The following is a 15,201-nucleotide window of genomic DNA, read 5'->3' as shown; positions in this document are numbered from 1 at the left end:
TTGAAGATAAAAAGGAGAATGTATATGATTAATCGCACTGTATTATTACAATTTTCAGACAAAACGACGGAAGAGCAACTTAATGAGGTTATTAAACGTTTTAAATCATTAAAAGATCATCTTGATGGAATTGTTGATCTACAAGCTGGCCGTAATATTTCACCAAGAAATCAAGAGTATCAAGTGATATTAAATGTGCGTTTTCAAAATCAAGCATCATTAGAAGCTTATTCCATAAATGCTGAGCATAAAGCAGTTGCATCTTACATAAATGAAATTGGTAAAATAGATAGTATAGGTGCTGATATTGAAGTGGATTAGGGTGAAAAACAGTACATGCTGCTAAATAAGCTAATATGTTAGAGACCACTGAAAAAGTACAAATAAACTTTTTCAGTGTTTTTGATTTGATTAGCAATGGCTTCACTCATTGCTCGCTTGATACGAGAAACCCGCTCGTATCAAGCTTTCAATACAGACAACGGTTTCGTACATTGCTGAAAGAACACCAAAAAAATTTAAAATCAAACTTTTTCAGTGTTTTTAATATGTACTTTTTTGTTTAACTTGGTTCAAATACGACTTTAACCGCTTTTTCTTTATGTTTATTCCCAGCGGTGAACAATGCTTCGCGGTAGTTCTCTAAAGGAAATTTGTGGGTAAGTAAAGGAGACAAATCTAACTCATTCGTTTTCAATAATTCTACAGCGATCTCTAATGTTTTCCGTTGTTTCCCTTGAAAAGAGTCACTACTATAAGCAAAGCTCCCTTTTATTTCGAGTTCATTGAGCCAAATCATCGTCATATCTAATTTCTCTATGAAGCTAGCCAAGCCAATGAGAACCACTTTACCTCCCTTTCGAGCGAAACGAAACGAATCCTGTAAACTTTTGGGGTTTCCAGCGCATTCGTATATTATATCAGCTCCACCATTCACAATGGGACTACCTATAATTGGTTTTAAAACAGTCGCATCACATGACTTTGCAGCTTTATAAATGTAATCATGTTGACGTGACAGAAAGACTACCTCATTTGAGCCGAAATGATTAGCTAATTCAGCTTGGAATGGATGTTTAACGAGCGTGATTATTTTACAGTTAATCTTTAATGCTCGAATGGCAGCAATGACACATAATCCAATCACTCCTGCGCCAATAACGATTACTGTATCAGTTACTTTTGGTTTATTACGTAGAACCGCATGTAAGGCGCAACTGAATGGTTCAATTAATATACCATTCTCATCATTAATCGTATCAGGCAGAGCAATAATTTGGCTTTTATGGGCGACAAGATAACCTCCCCAGCTACCACCAGTATCTTTACAAGTGCCAGTTAATAACCCTGGAGAAATAATGCCATTATTCATATGCTCACACAGATTATAATTACCTTTACTGCATTCCTCACAGCTTGGTGCTATGTTTCTCGCCTCACAAGATAGAACAGGGTCAATAACGACACGTTGACCATTCGAGATATTTTCAACGTTCGTACCAACTTTAGAAATAGTTCCGACCAGCTCATGTCCCATCGTAAAAGGAAAGGAGACGAATGGTGAGGTGGATGGACTGTCATTTAAATAGATTAAATTAAGGTCGCTTCCACAAATTCCTCCGTACTTTATTTTTACTTCAACCCAGTCATTATTTGGTAATTTGGGTCTTTCTAAATCCTTCAGCTGGAGACAGGAAAAGGGAGAATCAATAAAAAGCGCTGAGTTCATTTTTCCGATCGCTTTAGAAAATACGTATTTTGGAATGTTTAGATCGAATTGTAGTGCTTTCATGGTCACACCTGCTTTTCTCATATAAAGTTAGTTATAGTTAAAGCATTGGTACTTGCGGGAGCACCTTACCTTCAATTCGCTCGAATATATCTTCAAGGCTTCTCCCAGTAATAGTCAAACCATGGTTTTTTAATCCAATAACTGCACGTGTTGGATCAGTTGATTGTTTAACGAGATCTGCTACTGTTTGCGCAAGCTCAATTGTGCCACACGGGAAATTAAATTGTGTTGCTTGCACACCGTCCATCCAAGCATGAATATGAACGATAGCACCTACGTTTGGGTGCTCTTTATATATCATCCAATGTTCAATGGCGTCGACTGATGCTCGCTTTGGTTTAATGTTTGGCGGTATACTAACTTTCATTGCTTTTTTTTCTGGATCATAGCCGGAAATGTAGAGAATGTCTTGACCAATATTTCTCATATTAGCCTTATCAATTCCACTAGCACTCATCCAAAATGTTTCTCTGTCTTTTCGCGCGCTTAAATTACCGTAGCTTAAGCCACCAATCCCATATAACTTCTTTAAATGCCTCATATCTCTGTGTGATAACACTTCCTCTAATGGGAACGGGGCAGGTAAGAGATTCATTTTCGCTAACTTTTCTCCTGAACGACTTAAAGAATTGGTTATTTCATCACCATGCCATAAAGATTTGGGTAGATTTTCATAAAAGTCATTATTAATGATTAATTGTGATGATGCTAATGGTTCTAATCGATCGAATACTTTCTGAAAAAAACGAGCTTCTGATTCGTTTCGATCGTGTGTGATTGTATAAAGACCTTGTTCAGGCGTTAAAAAGTATAGATGTATCCTTTTTTGACTATGAACAATATACATTAAATGATTAGAAAGAGTGCGAACTAAATAAGGATACGCTTCCTTATGGATATCTTTAGGATATTGATCCGTTTGAATAATTGAGACGACAAATGTTCCTTGCGAATTTCTACGAAAAGGAACGGGCATTTTTGGATCAGCGAAATTGAACACAAGCTTTGTATGTTCTTCTGTTGACGTTAAGGATGTATAACCTCTAGCAGAAAAGGTCTGTTTTATTCCTTCTATGAGCCAATTAGAAAATATATCTTTAGGTATATTACTGAAAGTGAATGTATTCAATGTTTAACCTCCATCATTATTAAGTTTCTTACCATATGGATAATATTCTCAATAATAGCCGAAAATATACACTAGATTAGACTTTGATTTTTTTAGGAGGAGCATCTCATGTATGGATTCATTGTGAATCAAGCTTCTGGTAATGGAAGAGGGAATCGAGTATGGAAGAAAGTAGAAAGGGTATTGACTGAAGAAAATAAACCATTTGTTGTTCGTTTTACAAAAGGGCCAAGACACGCGACCGAGATTGCAAAAGAGCTCCTAGCTCATTCGTTACAAGCCGTTGTCGTGATAGGTGGCGATGGTACGATTAATGAGGTAGCAACGGCACTTGCGTATACACAAATTCCTTTAGGTGTTATTCCTGCAGGATCAGGAAATGATTTTGCACGCTGTTTAGGTATTCCTTTACAATATCGAAAAGCATTATTACGTGTTTTCTCTCATGATCAAAAAAAAGTCGATTTACTTCACTTAGGCCAACGTTATTGTTTGACCGTTACAGGAGTTGGGTTTGACGGAAAAGTCGCACAGACTGCAAATGAGGCTAAATATAAGAGTTGGTTGAATCATTTTGGATTAGGTGGTTTTTCTTATGTAGTTAGTATGTTAGAAGTTCTAAGAACGTATCAACCTACGAAGATATCGTTAACCGTTAATGGAGAGAAGTTCGCTCTTTCTGATGTTTGGCTTGTAGCAGTTGCCAATGCACCAAATTATGCGGGAGGAATAAGTATTTGTCCACAAGCGGTTAATAATGACGGCCTTTTAAATATTTGTATCGTTCATGGACTAAGTAAATGGGGATTGATACGATTATTTGTACGAGCTTATAATGGAACGCATGTCCTACATAGAAATGTTCAAGTCTTAACCGGTAAAGAAGTTTTTATTCATTCGGATAAACCTGTTTTAGTTCAAAGTGATGGAGAAATTATTTCGGAAAGTCCTATTCGTATGGAAATTAAAGAGGGAGCATTGAACATTGTATAATCAAGGGTAATTGCAAAAAAGAGTTTCATGAAAGAAAAATCCGAATAGTGAGGTTCTGTCATGCATCAGCATAAGATACCTCACTTACGGCTTTGTTCAGCTTCGTTCACCTTAAATCGAAGAATTGAATAGAGAGAATCGATGTTTTAGCTCGGAGTCTTAATAATAAGAAAACAATTATCATCTATCGGTTCGTTTATCCCTTCTTTATTATTAACATTTCGACTAAATAAATGCTCATACTCTTGTTGAACAAAATTTAGAATGATTTCCTTTAAAATTTCTTTGAAGGTGTGCATAGATTTTTGCATTTCATTCATCCTTCCATTGATTTTAAAGATAGTATGGTAAATGATTGAAATAATATGTAATTTATTTTAAAAACAGATGTTTAAATGAACCATTTTTCATAACGATGAATGATTCCTCTCTAACGTTCAAAAAATAACTATCATACATCTAGTGTCAGTCATCTTGGAAAGAGGGGAAATAAATATGAAGCCTCAACCACTAATCTTTTCTGCATCGATCGGGCATGGACATAATCAAGCGGCCATGGCTCTCCAACACGAACTTGAAAAACAAGGATTTCAACCGAAAATTATAGATACATTTTATTCAATTAGTCCGGTACTTCATAGTTGTATGCTGAAAAGTTATCTTCATTTATTGAAAAAGAAGCCTCTAATATGGCAAAATATTTATTTTAGAGCTGAAAAAGTACCACTATATTTGTTTTTAGACCAGTTTGCTAGGTTATTTATTAGACAATTACATCATATCGTGAAACATTCATCCTGTTCTTTTATGATTTCAACTCATCCTTTTGTAACAGCTTTTTTAGCTCAACTAAAAAAACAAAGACAGTTAAAGGTACCTTTTTATACAGTCATTACAGATTTTGTTTTGCACCCTGCTTATATCCGACCAGAGATAGATGCTTATTTCACAATAGATCCTAACGTGTCAGAGTTTGCGAGACGCCATAATGTAAAGGAAGACCTCTTTTTTACGATGGGAATACCTATAAAAAGTCATATGTCATTGAACAAAACTAAATATGACAGCAGACAGCGTTTGGGCATATGTGAGAATAGAAAGGTGTTATTAATCGCTGGAGGAGGTATGGGGTTAACGAATTACACAGAAGCGATTACATCCTTAAATACATTGGAAGAGCCCATTCAATTGTTATGTATGATTGGTCATAATAGAAGAATGAAAAAGGAAATAGAAGTTATTGAAAGTAAACATGACATTAACATAATAGAATTTACGGATGATTTTTTACTGTATTTAAAAGCAAGCGATGCGATATTTTCTAAAGCAGGAGGATTGACAATGGCTGAATCGCTAGCTTGTGAAACACCAATCGTTATTTATAACCCTGTGCCAGGGCATGAAGAGCAAAATGCTGAATTTCTTATTAACGTAGGTGCTGCAAAGAAGGCTAATAATAAGAAAGATATACCCGCAATACTAAAACAAGTCTTGTATGAAAATGAGTTTTCAATGGAAATGAGAGACAGTGCTCGTAAATTGAAGCAGCCTAATGCTGCGAATGATATTGTCCAGAGAATATTATCTTTACTTGAAGAATAACGTCATATTAGGAGCAGGATTTATATGAAGACCGTCGAGTTAAATTTCTTGATTTCTTGAAATTTAAGTGGTATGATTCGATTATTCAAACTATGTTTGAATTCCTAATTGTATAAATATTCCTTCGGGGCAGGGTGAAAATCCCTACCGGCGGTGATGAAAGTGAATCATTCACTTCTTAGTCCGTGACCCGGCTTCATGTATTTGAAGTCGGTGGACCTGGTGCAAATCCGGGACCGACAGTGAAAGTCTGGATGGGAGAAGGAGCGAAGCAGTAGAAAAGGATTCATACCCCTTTTTTATAGAGGGGGAGGTATACCTTTTTTTAACTGTCCTCGTCAAAAAATAAACATTTTGACGTTTATTTCGTGATCTCTTAAAAAGCCCTGAGCAATGTTGCTTAGGGCTTTTTTTAGTAGGAATGTAAGAATTAAGAAGCAGTTCCTGATAAAAGAGAGGTGAATTGATGTTGAATGATCAGGACTATATGAAATTAGCTTTGAAATTGGCTGAAAGTACAAAAGGTCAAACATCACCTAATCCTATGGTTGGCTCAGTTGTTGTGAAAGATGGAGCGATTGTCGGTATGGGGGCACATTTAAAAGCTGGAGAAGGTCATGCTGAAGTTCAGGCATTAAGCATGGCAGGTGATAAAGCAGAAGGTGCGACAATATATGTCACACTCGAGCCATGTAGTCATTATGGTAAGACCCCACCTTGTGCAAATTTGATTATTGAGAAGAAGGTTAAACGAGCTGTGATTGCTACTGTAGATCCCAACCTAGCTGTTTCTGGAAGAGGTATTAAACGTTTAGAACAAGCTGGGATTAAAGTCATAACAGGTGTATGTAAGCAGGAAGCTATTCAATTAAATGATGTCTTTTTTCATTTTATGAAATATGCGGTCCCGTTTGTGACGTTAAAATCAGCTATTACGTTAGATGGTAAAATTGCAACCGTAACTGGTAAAAGCAAATGGATTACGAGTGAAGAGGCAAGGTTAGATGTTCATACATATCGACATACTCATGATGCGATACTTGTAGGAATTGGAACTGTTTTGGCAGATGACCCATCCTTAACGACAAGACTACCAAACGGTGGTATTAATCCTATCCGGGTTGTTTTAGACCGGAATTTGCGACTTCCAATTCATTCAAAGCTTGTTACAGATAAAGAAGCACCTACTTGGGTTGTAACGACAGAACAAGCACCAATTGAAAAACGCAAGGACTTAGAAGAACAGGGCGTAACGGTCATTTGTATAAAAGATTTTTCTATTAAATCTACCTTACAGCAATTAGGGAAACGTGGAATTTTATCTGTATTTGTTGAAGGTGGTGCGGAGATTAACGGTAGCTTTTTGCAAGAGCGAGCTGTCAATCAGGTGATCACTTATGTTGCCCCTAAATTATTTGGTGGTAAACTTGCTCCAACCTCTATTGGTGGAGAAGGCTTTCAAGAAGTAGAGGAAGCACTTGTGCTTGAAATGATTGATGTTTCTAGAGTTGGTGACGATGTTAAGATTATTTCTCGATTGAAGGAGGGAAACTAAAATGTTTACAGGGATCATCGAAGAAGTGGGAACAATTAAAGATGTTAGACAATCAGGGGATGAGATGGTGATGGCCATTCAAGCTAAAACAGTTTTGCAAGATGTGCAGCTTGGTGACAGTATTTCAGTTAATGGTGTTTGTTTAACGGTAACTCAATTTACAGACCAATCATTCGAAGTTGACGTAATGCCTGAGACTGTAAGAGCTACAAGTTTAAGAGGAATGACGAATGGATCGAAAGTAAATTTAGAGCGAGCTATGAGCGCTAATGGACGTTTTGGTGGCCATTTCGTCTCAGGTCATGTAGATGGTACTGGTACAATTCTTTCTAAGAAGCAGGACCACAACGCAGTTTATTATCGTATTGGTGTTTCTGAGAACTTACGAAGATATATGATTGAAAAGGGTTCAGTCACAGTTGACGGTACGAGCTTGACAATTTTCGCAGTAGACGAAGGTAGTTTTACGATCTCGATTATTCCACATACGTTAGATGAAACAACAATAGGTCGCAAAAACGTTGGCAACATTGTTAATATCGAGTGTGATATGGTCGGAAAGTATATTGAACATTTTATTTCAAAACGTTATTCAAAAAGACCCAACTCATCATTAACTGACAGCTTCTTAGTAGAACATGGCTTCAAATAGGATAGGGGTGTGAGAATAAATGAGTCAGGCTGACGAGAAAATGATATTTGATTCTATAGAAGTAGCATTAGAGGATTTACAACAGGGTAGAGTCGTGATTGTGTGTGATGATGAGGATCGAGAAAATGAAGGTGATTTTGTCGCAATTGCTGAAAAAACAACAGATGAAGTTATTAATTTTATGGTCACTCATGGTCGTGGATTAGTATGTGCTCCAATTACAGAGGAGCGAGCACAAGCGCTTGATCTTGTTTCGATGGTTGATCACAATACAGATCCACACGGTACGGCATTTACGGTAAGTGTGGATCATTATACAGCAACAACGGGCATTTCAGCCGAGGAACGCGCGGTTACAGTTAGAGCTCTTATTGATGAGCATGCAGAAAAGCACCATTTCAAACGACCAGGTCATATCTTCCCACTAGTAGCGAAAAAAGGTGGCGTTTTACGAAGGGCAGGTCATACTGAAGCAGCGATCGATTTAGCTCGTCTAGCAGGTGCAAAACCAGCAGGAGTCATTTGTGAAATTATGAATGCAGATGGTACGATGGCACGTGTACCTGAATTACGTGCTATTGCTGATGAGCACCAGTTAAAAATGATTACGATCAAAGATTTAATTCGTTATCGTCGTAAAAAAGATAAATTAGTAAAACGAGAAATTGAAATTAAGCTGCCGACAGATTTTGGAGATTTCAAAGCAATTGGCTACACAGATGTTCTTGAAGGGAAAGAAAGTGTTGCAATTGTTAAAGGAGACATTATTGAAGGAGAGCCTATGCTCGTTCGTGTACACTCTGAATGTTTAACAGGCGATGTGTTTGGCTCTCATCGCTGTGATTGCGGACCACAGTTACATGCAGCTCTTGCTCAAATAGAGGAAGAAGGAAAAGGAATCTTACTTTATATGAGACAGGAAGGACGCGGTATTGGTTTGATAAACAAACTTAAAGCGTACAAATTACAAGAAGAAGGTTATGATACGGTCGAAGCAAATGAAAAGCTTGGTTTTGCTCCGGATTTACGTGATTACGGTATTGGAGCACAAATTTTACGTGATTTAGGCGTTAGACAAATGCGCCTTCTAACGAACAATCCACGTAAGATAACGGGCTTAAAGGGGTATGATTTAGAAGTTGTTGAACGTGTGGCGTTGCAATTACCGCATAACAAAGATAATGAACGTTATTTAAAGACAAAATCTGAAAAACTAGGACATATGCTACATTTTAAAAAGTAACGAGGGGGAATACAAGATGGGACAAACATTTGAAGGACATTTAGTTGGTACTGGTTTAAAAGTAGGGATTGTTGTAGGAAGGTTTAATGAGTTTATTACAAGTAAATTATTAGGTGGAGCAGAGGATGCTCTCAAGAGACATGGTGTTAAAGAAGAAGATGTTGATGTTGCTTGGGTACCTGGTGCATTTGAAATCCCATTTGCAGCAAAGAAGATGCTTGATTCAGAACGTTATGATGCCGTTATTACATTAGGGACAGTCATTAGAGGTGCGACTCCTCACTTTGATTATGTTTGCAGTGAAGTTGCAAAAGGAGTATCGTCATTAACACTTTCTACAGGTAAACCAGTCATCTTTGGAGTTTTGACGACAGATACAATTGAACAAGCTGTAGAACGAGCTGGAACGAAAGCAGGTAACAAAGGGTGGGATGCTGCGACAGCTGCAATTGAAATGGCCAATTTAGGGAAAAACTTTGAATAAAAGAGGTTTCTCAAAAAGGGTTGGTGTTACCTTTTTCAATTTTCTTGCATAGGCTGTAATGTAGTTGTAACATTTTTTTCGGGAAGATCCGCGTAGCAGCATAGATAACTATGATAAACTGTTACAAGATGTAGTAAAATGAATACAACTTTTATTGCTTAGTAGATAAGGTGTTGAGAGGTTTTATTATGCTAATACCATATAAAAAAAGCCATCAAAAAATTGCAATGGGTTTGCTCTCCTTCATGCCTACCGAAAAAGATTTAAAACAGTTACGTCAGACAATGGATTTGTATGCAGAGAGTTCGAGTTGGAAATTGTATGTTTGGAAAGAGATTGACATTGTTGGCGTAGTAGGTGTTTCAATTGAGAATGGGGATGCGTATTTGCGGCATATTTCTGTTAATCCATCACACCGTAAAGAAGGAATAGGAAAGAGGATGCTTGAACAGTTAAAACTCATGCTTCCTTGTGACTTGAAGCCAACTGATGTAACGAAAACATTTATGCTCGCCTGTGAAGAAGAGGAGTCCTAAGAACAAGGGCACCGAAAAAGTTGAAATCAAACTTTTCGGTGCCCTTTCAGAATTATGTGAAACGAAACCGTTTCTTATTTTTAAAAGCTTGATACGAATGGGTTTCTCGTATTAAGCGAGCAACGAATGAAGACATTGCTAGTTAATGGCACTGAAAAAGTTGATTTATCCTTTTTCAGTGGTCCAGGACGGAGTCGGCTTCGTGTGTTACACGTTGTTTCTTCCTTAAAGTACATTCAGATCAACTTACTTCGCAATTAAGAAAAGTAGTTATTCATTAAAGGGAAGTTCCCTGTCTTTTACTCTCCTCGTTAATTGCTTCTCACGTTCATCTATGACTTCCCTACGATCTCGTAAAGAATGCTTATTTACAATAAAATTAGGTACAAAAGGGACTGAAGTCAAATTCCATTGAACATCTAATTCCTCACAACGCTTTTTGCAAGCTGCTAACAAATCTTGTGACATTGGTAGATGAACATCGTGAAATTCATTCATTCTCAATTGTGCTTCAACTGCTTTAATAGTTCTTAATAGTTTAGTTGTATTTAAACCTAGTTGATTTAATTCATCAGAATAAAGAGAGCATAAATGGTAGGATTTCTTATACAGTCGTCTAGCGCCATTATCATTACTTCGTCGGTGATGGTAATGCCCAACTGCCAATTGAATTAACGCAACCCATTGATTATGCACTAACGGATTTGTCACTTCTTTCCAATGATCTTCCAAAATCTCGTGACATTCAAAGTAATCACGATAAATATGATAATGAATTAAATAATCTAAATATTTAATAGGGTACATAATTGTCTCCTTTTAATCGTTGGATCACAAATGGGAACAAAATAACGATTCACTTTATATACATGTAATTCTCCCCATATTAGAATATTGTAACATATGCAAAAAAGTGAATCGAACAGAGTGAGTATATTTTAGTGTGTGGTTAGAAGATATGTTCTCCATTTATTGAATGTGTGGTATAATTTCGTAGATAGTCTAGAAGCTAGTGGTGGTTATATTGAATTCATATAGTGTAAAGATTGATGCATTTGAAGGACCGCTCGACTTGTTATTGCATCTAATTAATCAAGCAGAGGTCGATATTTATGATATACCTGTTGCACAAATAACTGATCAATACGTGACGTATATTGAAACAATGCAAGAATTGGAGTTAGACATCGCCAGTGAATACTTAGTGATGGCTGCTACATTATTAGCCATCAAGAGCCAAATGCTTCTCCCGAAACAGGAGGAGTTATTTGAGGAAGAGTGGGTATTGGAAGAAGAGGAGGATCCTCGTGAGGAATTAATGCTTCGTTTAATCGAATATCGAAAGTATAAGGAAGCAGCAAATGAGTTAAAGGAGAAGGAAAAAGAAAGAAGCCTTACCTATACTCGTGCACCTGATGAATTAGATCAATTTATAACTGAAGCAGAAAAGAGAGAGTTGGCGATTCAAGGAGTCACATTATTTGATATGCTTGCTGCTTATCAAAAGCTAACGAAACGTAAAGCTTTACAGGCTCCTAAGACGAAAACTGTAAAAAGCCAAGAGTACTCTATCGAAGAAAAAATTGAATTTGTACTTAACCGAATGAGTCAATTAAATCGCCCGGTTCACTTTGAAGAGCTATTTTATGAACAGGATAGAGGACAAATCGTCATGACATTTTTAGCTGTTTTGGAGTTGATGAAAACAAAATCGGTTCGCTGCATACAAGATGAAAATTTCACAAGCATCATGATCTACCGAGTTGAGGGGGGGAATCTACATTGATTTTTCGTGAACTCCAAGCGGTTATAGAAGGATTATTGCTAGTGGTTGGTGATGAAGGGATTACAATTAAGCAACTAGCAGAAGTATTAGAGCTTGATACAACAGTAGCGGCTGAAGCGGTCACTAGTTTGCAATTTAAGTATGAAGATGAAAAAAAAGGGATTCAAATTGTTGAGGTCGCTGGTGCTTTTCGCATGGCTACTAGAGCTGAGCATGCCCCTTATTTTAAAAGGCTTGCTACATCGCCTATCCAATCACAGCTTTCACAAGCTGCTCTTGAAACATTAGCTATTATTGCTTACAAACAACCTATTACAAGAATGGAAGTAGAGGATGTTCGAGGAGTAAAATCAGAAAAGGCGTTACAATCATTAACAGCGAAATTACTTATAAAAGAAGTTGGCCGAGCGCAAGGTACGGGTCGACCTATTCTGTATGGTACGACATCTTTTTTTCTTGACCATTTTGGATTGAAGTCTCTAGAAGAGTTACCGCCATTACCTGATGAAGTCGATGACGGTTCATTGGAAGATGAGGCAGATTTATTTTTACAGCAATTTGAAGAAATTCAGTAATAGGTAAAGATGTGTCTAAGGTTCATTGAGCCTTTGACATATCTTTTTTTAGATTATAAGTTATTGGAGAACGACATCTATTTCGAAACGTATAATGGTGAAGCCCTTAAATTGAAACAAAAAAGGAAGAATCATAAAAAATTCGTGTATTTTTACATGAACCAACCTCTTATCATCATATAATGAATGGATTAAATGGTAAGGAGGAGAAGATGGAAACTCATACTATTCATTCGCAGTATGTTAACGATGTTTTAAAATGGGCAGAAGATTTAAAACGGGTATGTTATAACAGAGATGAAACATTAGTGATAGACGATGGTGAATTTACGTCGTCTATGAACGAGTTAATCAATGAGTTAGAAAAAAGTAAATCAGGCGTTAAGGACCATGAGAATCAGCAATTATACACTTTAGCAATGAACTGTTACGAAAGTTGGCATAATCTACAACGAGAAAAGGAGGTAGAGAGAGGGGATCATTCTGTTCCAATTGGTGGGCATATATTACCTCCTCTTCCATATCGTTACGAGGATTTGGAGCCATACATTGATCGCCAAACAATGAAGTTACATCATATGAAGCATCATCAAAGCTATGTTGATGGATTGAATAAAGCTGAGAAAAAAGTCAAAGAAGCAAGGGAAACTGGGAATTATGATTTGCTTAAACATTGGAAGAGAGAATTAGCTTTTCATGGTGCTGGTCATTATTTGCATACGATATTTTGGACAGTGATGAATCCAAATGGTGGCGGACAACCTGAAGGTATGTTAAAGAAACAAATTGAACAAGATTTTGGGAGCTTTAACAAGATGAAGGAACAATTTTCGCAGGCTGCTGAACATGTAGAGGGAGGTGGATGGGCGCTTTTAGTATGGTCGCCGAGAGCACATCGTTTAGAAATTTTACAAGCTGAAAAACACCAAAATCTAACGCAGCAAGATGTCATTCCGTTATTAGTATTAGACGTATGGGAACATGCTTATTACTTACGCTATCAAAATGAGAGAAATAAATATATCGAGCAATGGTGGAACGTTGTTTATTGGCCAGAAGTAGAAAAACGTTTTAAAGAAGCACGGAAGGTAAAGTGGACACCATATTAGAGATCAATAAATGAGAAAGCAATCCCACTCTTAGAAGGGGCAATGAATACGTTTAAAGTAAACCGTATTCAAATCGGCTTTCTCATCACCTTTGTTTCGAGTGGCGATTGCTTTGCAACATTGCGCCTGATTTAAACAACCGTATCAATCCTCTTAAAACACATAACGGTTACGAACATTTAATTAAAAAAAGTGTGGAAATAGTCAAATAAATCGACCATCCTTCGTTTATCAGGCAGGTTTTCTTTGCTAGAAACAATGATAGACGTTAATGTATCTGTCTTGTGAAGACCACCGTGTTCACCACCACCAACGTGAACGGGTGCAGCTTCCGTTTTCAGCGTGTACCCAGGCTTAGCTGTAACAATTAATGTGTTGTCATGACTTTTTAATGCTGAGTCGAGCTGGTGAAAGATATCTGGATAATCATTATAGTTAATATAATTGTCTTTTACTGAAATATGAGCGATGTTTCTATTCCCATTAAGTGTCCAGTTTTGATCATAGTCATCTTGTAATACTCCACCTTCTTTAAATCGTAAATAACCTTTGATACCTTGTTTTTGTAAAACGACTTCATCATTTTCTATGCAGGCGATATGATCAATACGATCATCTTGTAATAACAGTTCGCTGACTCGGGAAAATGTAAGTTCTTCATTATTCAAATAAAAATAAGCCATGCGATGGTTGTTCGCTATAATGATGTCCCCACTACTAGGTGATTCAAATAACGAAGCGACTGAATATGGATATACTAATGATTCGAGTTCAATTCCTACAGACTCTTTATTATGAATGAGTTCACTTTGTCCATGATCCCCTAATACGATAAAAGTATTTTTAGTAAGAGCGTCTTCCCAACTTTCATATGCATTTAAAATCGTTTGTACATCATGATCAACTTTAATAAAGTCGTCAATTGCATAAGGTCCATGATGATGAGCAAGCTTATCAAAATCAGGAAAGAATGCCATCAGAAAGTTAGGTTGTTGTCCATCTTTAATGAGCTGAGCAATGACTTCTGCTGAGTAACGGTCATTTAGACCAAGTTGCTCTGTTATTCCATCGGGAACATCACCTTTTATTTCAGGTTGAATAGCTTTACCAAATGCCAAAAGGTCAGGCCCTTTAGTCTCTATCGTTTCCGATTCCAATTGAAGAATGGTTTTAAAAGGAGCAGGCACAGTGAGTGTATGCCTTGTGTCTCCTCGATAGACAAGCATATTAATAGAACCAGTAGTAAGTCCTTTTCTCTTTAAGCTTTCATAAATCGTTGTTGATTTTTTATTTAAATGTTCGTTATTTAATTTACTTAATGTATGATCAATAACATCATTTCGACCTAGCTTCCACATGGATGAGATAGAGTCACCATAACTAATAAGAGAATCTGATGTTGCATCGTACCAATTCAACCCTGGAACTGAATGTTCATCTGGAGAATCGCCTGTAATCAAAGTGCTTTCTATCGTAACTGACATGGAAGGAAACGGTGCAACGAGATCATGAAAGACTGTACCATGATCGATTAAGTATTGTAAAGCTGGTAGTCTGCCTTCTTTAAGTCCCTTTTCTATTACTTTTTCAGTCATTGAGTCAATTAGAATGACGATAACGCTATGACCGTTGTTTTGAGTTGCTTTCTTTTGTTGATGTGTGAGAGAGTGTTGATCTGTCTTCTCATCTTGACACCCGCACAATGAAATAAAGACAATTAATATAAAGAGCGCTAGTTGTTTCAT

Annotated in this window: 16 protein-coding genes and 1 riboswitch; of the genes, 11 read left to right on the top strand and 5 right to left on the bottom strand. The window is 36.9% G+C overall.

The window, feature by feature from the left end:
- The first annotated feature begins 24 nt into the window (after nt 1-24).
- Nucleotides 25-321: a Dabb family protein gene (locus ACERJO_RS02480; protein WP_373646449.1), complete on the top strand. Its 297-nt coding sequence runs from the start codon at nt 25-27 to the stop codon at nt 319-321.
- 241 nt (nt 322-562) lie between these two features.
- On the opposite strand, the gene ACERJO_RS02475 is transcribed toward ACERJO_RS02480, so the two are convergent.
- Both ACERJO_RS02475 and ACERJO_RS02470 read right to left on the bottom strand, forming a co-directional pair.
- Nucleotides 563-1,792, bottom strand: coding sequence for a zinc-dependent alcohol dehydrogenase (locus tag ACERJO_RS02475; protein WP_247105697.1), 1,230 nt, complete (start codon nt 1,790-1,792; stop codon nt 563-565).
- Nucleotides 1,793-1,829: 37 nt separating this feature from the next.
- A complete protein-coding gene (locus ACERJO_RS02470) occupies nt 1,830-2,921 on the bottom strand; it encodes a class II aldolase/adducin family protein (protein WP_247105696.1) in 1,092 nt (363 codons plus the stop codon).
- 108 nt (nt 2,922-3,029) lie between these two features.
- Here ACERJO_RS02470 and ACERJO_RS02465 point away from each other — a divergent pair, with 108 nt between their 5' ends.
- Nucleotides 3,030-3,914, top strand: a complete 885-nt coding sequence (locus ACERJO_RS02465) for a diacylglycerol/lipid kinase family protein (RefSeq protein WP_247105695.1) — start codon at nt 3,030-3,032, stop codon at nt 3,912-3,914.
- Nucleotides 3,915-4,060: 146 nt separating this feature from the next.
- Here the strand turns inward: ACERJO_RS02465 and ACERJO_RS02460 are convergent, their stop codons facing one another.
- Nucleotides 4,061-4,225 (bottom strand): hypothetical protein, encoded by a 165-nt coding sequence (locus ACERJO_RS02460; RefSeq protein ID WP_247105694.1) that lies wholly within the window; start codon nt 4,223-4,225, stop codon nt 4,061-4,063.
- Between the two features lie 184 nt (nt 4,226-4,409).
- On the opposite strand from ACERJO_RS02460, the gene ACERJO_RS02455 reads away from it, so the two are divergent.
- The 6 genes from ACERJO_RS02455 (at nt 4,410) to ACERJO_RS02430 (ending at nt 9,986) form a co-directional block, all read left to right on the top strand.
- Nucleotides 4,410-5,516: an MGDG synthase family glycosyltransferase gene (locus tag ACERJO_RS02455; protein WP_373646448.1), complete on the top strand. Its 1,107-nt coding sequence runs from the start codon at nt 4,410-4,412 to the stop codon at nt 5,514-5,516.
- A gap of 116 nt (nt 5,517-5,632) precedes the next feature.
- Nucleotides 5,633-5,786: riboswitch (FMN riboswitch) on the top strand.
- Nucleotides 5,787-5,985: 199 nt separating this feature from the next.
- The gene (gene ribD / locus ACERJO_RS02450; RefSeq protein WP_373646502.1) at nt 5,986-7,071 is read left to right on the top strand and encodes a bifunctional diaminohydroxyphosphoribosylaminopyrimidine deaminase/5-amino-6-(5-phosphoribosylamino)uracil reductase RibD; all 1,086 of its coding nucleotides are present in this window, start codon (nt 5,986-5,988) and stop codon (nt 7,069-7,071) included.
- Nucleotide 7,072: 1 nt separating this feature from the next.
- Nucleotides 7,073-7,723, top strand: a complete 651-nt coding sequence (gene ribE / locus ACERJO_RS02445; protein WP_373646447.1) for a riboflavin synthase — start codon at nt 7,073-7,075, stop codon at nt 7,721-7,723.
- A gap of 19 nt (nt 7,724-7,742) precedes the next feature.
- Nucleotides 7,743-8,966, top strand: coding sequence for a bifunctional 3,4-dihydroxy-2-butanone-4-phosphate synthase/GTP cyclohydrolase II (locus ACERJO_RS02440; RefSeq protein WP_274169705.1), 1,224 nt, complete (start codon nt 7,743-7,745; stop codon nt 8,964-8,966).
- Nucleotides 8,967-8,982: 16 nt separating this feature from the next.
- Nucleotides 8,983-9,450 carry a 6,7-dimethyl-8-ribityllumazine synthase gene (gene ribH / locus ACERJO_RS02435; protein WP_247105691.1) on the top strand — a complete coding sequence of 156 codons (468 nt, stop codon included), beginning with the start codon at nt 8,983-8,985 and terminating at the stop codon, nt 9,448-9,450.
- A gap of 188 nt (nt 9,451-9,638) precedes the next feature.
- Nucleotides 9,639-9,986 carry a GNAT family N-acetyltransferase gene (locus ACERJO_RS02430; protein ID WP_247105690.1) on the top strand — a complete coding sequence of 116 codons (348 nt, stop codon included), beginning with the start codon at nt 9,639-9,641 and terminating at the stop codon, nt 9,984-9,986.
- A 270-nt stretch (nt 9,987-10,256) separates the two neighbouring features.
- Here ACERJO_RS02430 and ACERJO_RS02425 read toward each other — a convergent pair whose 3' ends face one another.
- A complete protein-coding gene (locus ACERJO_RS02425; RefSeq protein ID WP_247105689.1) occupies nt 10,257-10,793 on the bottom strand; it encodes a DUF309 domain-containing protein in 537 nt (178 codons plus the stop codon).
- A 217-nt stretch (nt 10,794-11,010) separates the two neighbouring features.
- Between ACERJO_RS02425 and ACERJO_RS02420 the strand changes: the two genes are divergently transcribed.
- From ACERJO_RS02420 to ACERJO_RS02410, 3 genes are all read left to right on the top strand, one after another.
- Complete coding sequence (locus tag ACERJO_RS02420; protein WP_373646446.1) at nt 11,011-11,772, top strand: segregation/condensation protein A; 762 nt, start codon at nt 11,011-11,013, stop codon at nt 11,770-11,772.
- Nucleotides 11,769-12,347, top strand: a complete 579-nt coding sequence (gene scpB, locus ACERJO_RS02415; RefSeq protein ID WP_247105687.1) for an SMC-Scp complex subunit ScpB — start codon at nt 11,769-11,771, stop codon at nt 12,345-12,347. The genes ACERJO_RS02420 and scpB overlap by 4 nt, the downstream gene beginning before the upstream one ends.
- A 212-nt stretch (nt 12,348-12,559) precedes the next feature.
- Nucleotides 12,560-13,456: a superoxide dismutase gene (locus tag ACERJO_RS02410; RefSeq protein WP_373646445.1), complete on the top strand. Its 897-nt coding sequence runs from the start codon at nt 12,560-12,562 to the stop codon at nt 13,454-13,456.
- A gap of 179 nt (nt 13,457-13,635) precedes the next feature.
- Here ACERJO_RS02410 and ACERJO_RS02405 read toward each other — a convergent pair whose 3' ends face one another.
- The gene (locus ACERJO_RS02405) at nt 13,636-15,201 is read right to left on the bottom strand and encodes an alkaline phosphatase family protein (protein ID WP_373646444.1); all 1,566 of its coding nucleotides are present in this window, start codon (nt 15,199-15,201) and stop codon (nt 13,636-13,638) included.

The organism is Halalkalibacter sp. AB-rgal2, from assembly GCF_041821005.1.
Lineage (GTDB): Bacteria > Bacillota > Bacilli > Bacillales > Bacillaceae_D > Halalkalibacter.
Note: the sequence above shows the minus strand (reverse complement) of the source record. Positions and strands in the feature narration are given on the sequence as shown.

Bases quoted from the DNA above. Each gene is read 5' to 3' on its own strand.
- ACERJO_RS02405 (WP_373646444.1), bottom strand. From the start codon at position 15,201: ATGAAACAACTAGCGCTCTTTATATTAATTGTCTTTATTTCATTGTGC.
- ACERJO_RS02480 (WP_373646449.1), top strand. From the start codon at position 25: ATGATTAATCGCACTGTATTATTACAATTTTCAGACAAAACGACGGAA.
- ACERJO_RS02460 (WP_247105694.1), bottom strand. From the start codon at position 4,225: ATGCAAAAATCTATGCACACCTTCAAAGAAATTTTAAAGGAAATCATT.
- ACERJO_RS02425 (WP_247105689.1), bottom strand. From the start codon at position 10,793: ATGTACCCTATTAAATATTTAGATTATTTAATTCATTATCATATTTAT.
- ACERJO_RS02475 (WP_247105697.1), bottom strand. From the start codon at position 1,792: ATGAAAGCACTACAATTCGATCTAAACATTCCAAAATACGTATTTTCT.
- ACERJO_RS02430 (WP_247105690.1), top strand. From the start codon at position 9,639: ATGCTAATACCATATAAAAAAAGCCATCAAAAAATTGCAATGGGTTTG.
- ACERJO_RS02455 (WP_373646448.1), top strand. From the start codon at position 4,410: ATGAAGCCTCAACCACTAATCTTTTCTGCATCGATCGGGCATGGACAT.
- ACERJO_RS02410 (WP_373646445.1), top strand. From the start codon at position 12,560: ATGGAAACTCATACTATTCATTCGCAGTATGTTAACGATGTTTTAAAA.
- ACERJO_RS02440 (WP_274169705.1), top strand. From the start codon at position 7,743: ATGAGTCAGGCTGACGAGAAAATGATATTTGATTCTATAGAAGTAGCA.
- ribH (WP_247105691.1), top strand. From the start codon at position 8,983: ATGGGACAAACATTTGAAGGACATTTAGTTGGTACTGGTTTAAAAGTA.
- ribE (WP_373646447.1), top strand. From the start codon at position 7,073: ATGTTTACAGGGATCATCGAAGAAGTGGGAACAATTAAAGATGTTAGA.
- ACERJO_RS02465 (WP_247105695.1), top strand. From the start codon at position 3,030: ATGTATGGATTCATTGTGAATCAAGCTTCTGGTAATGGAAGAGGGAAT.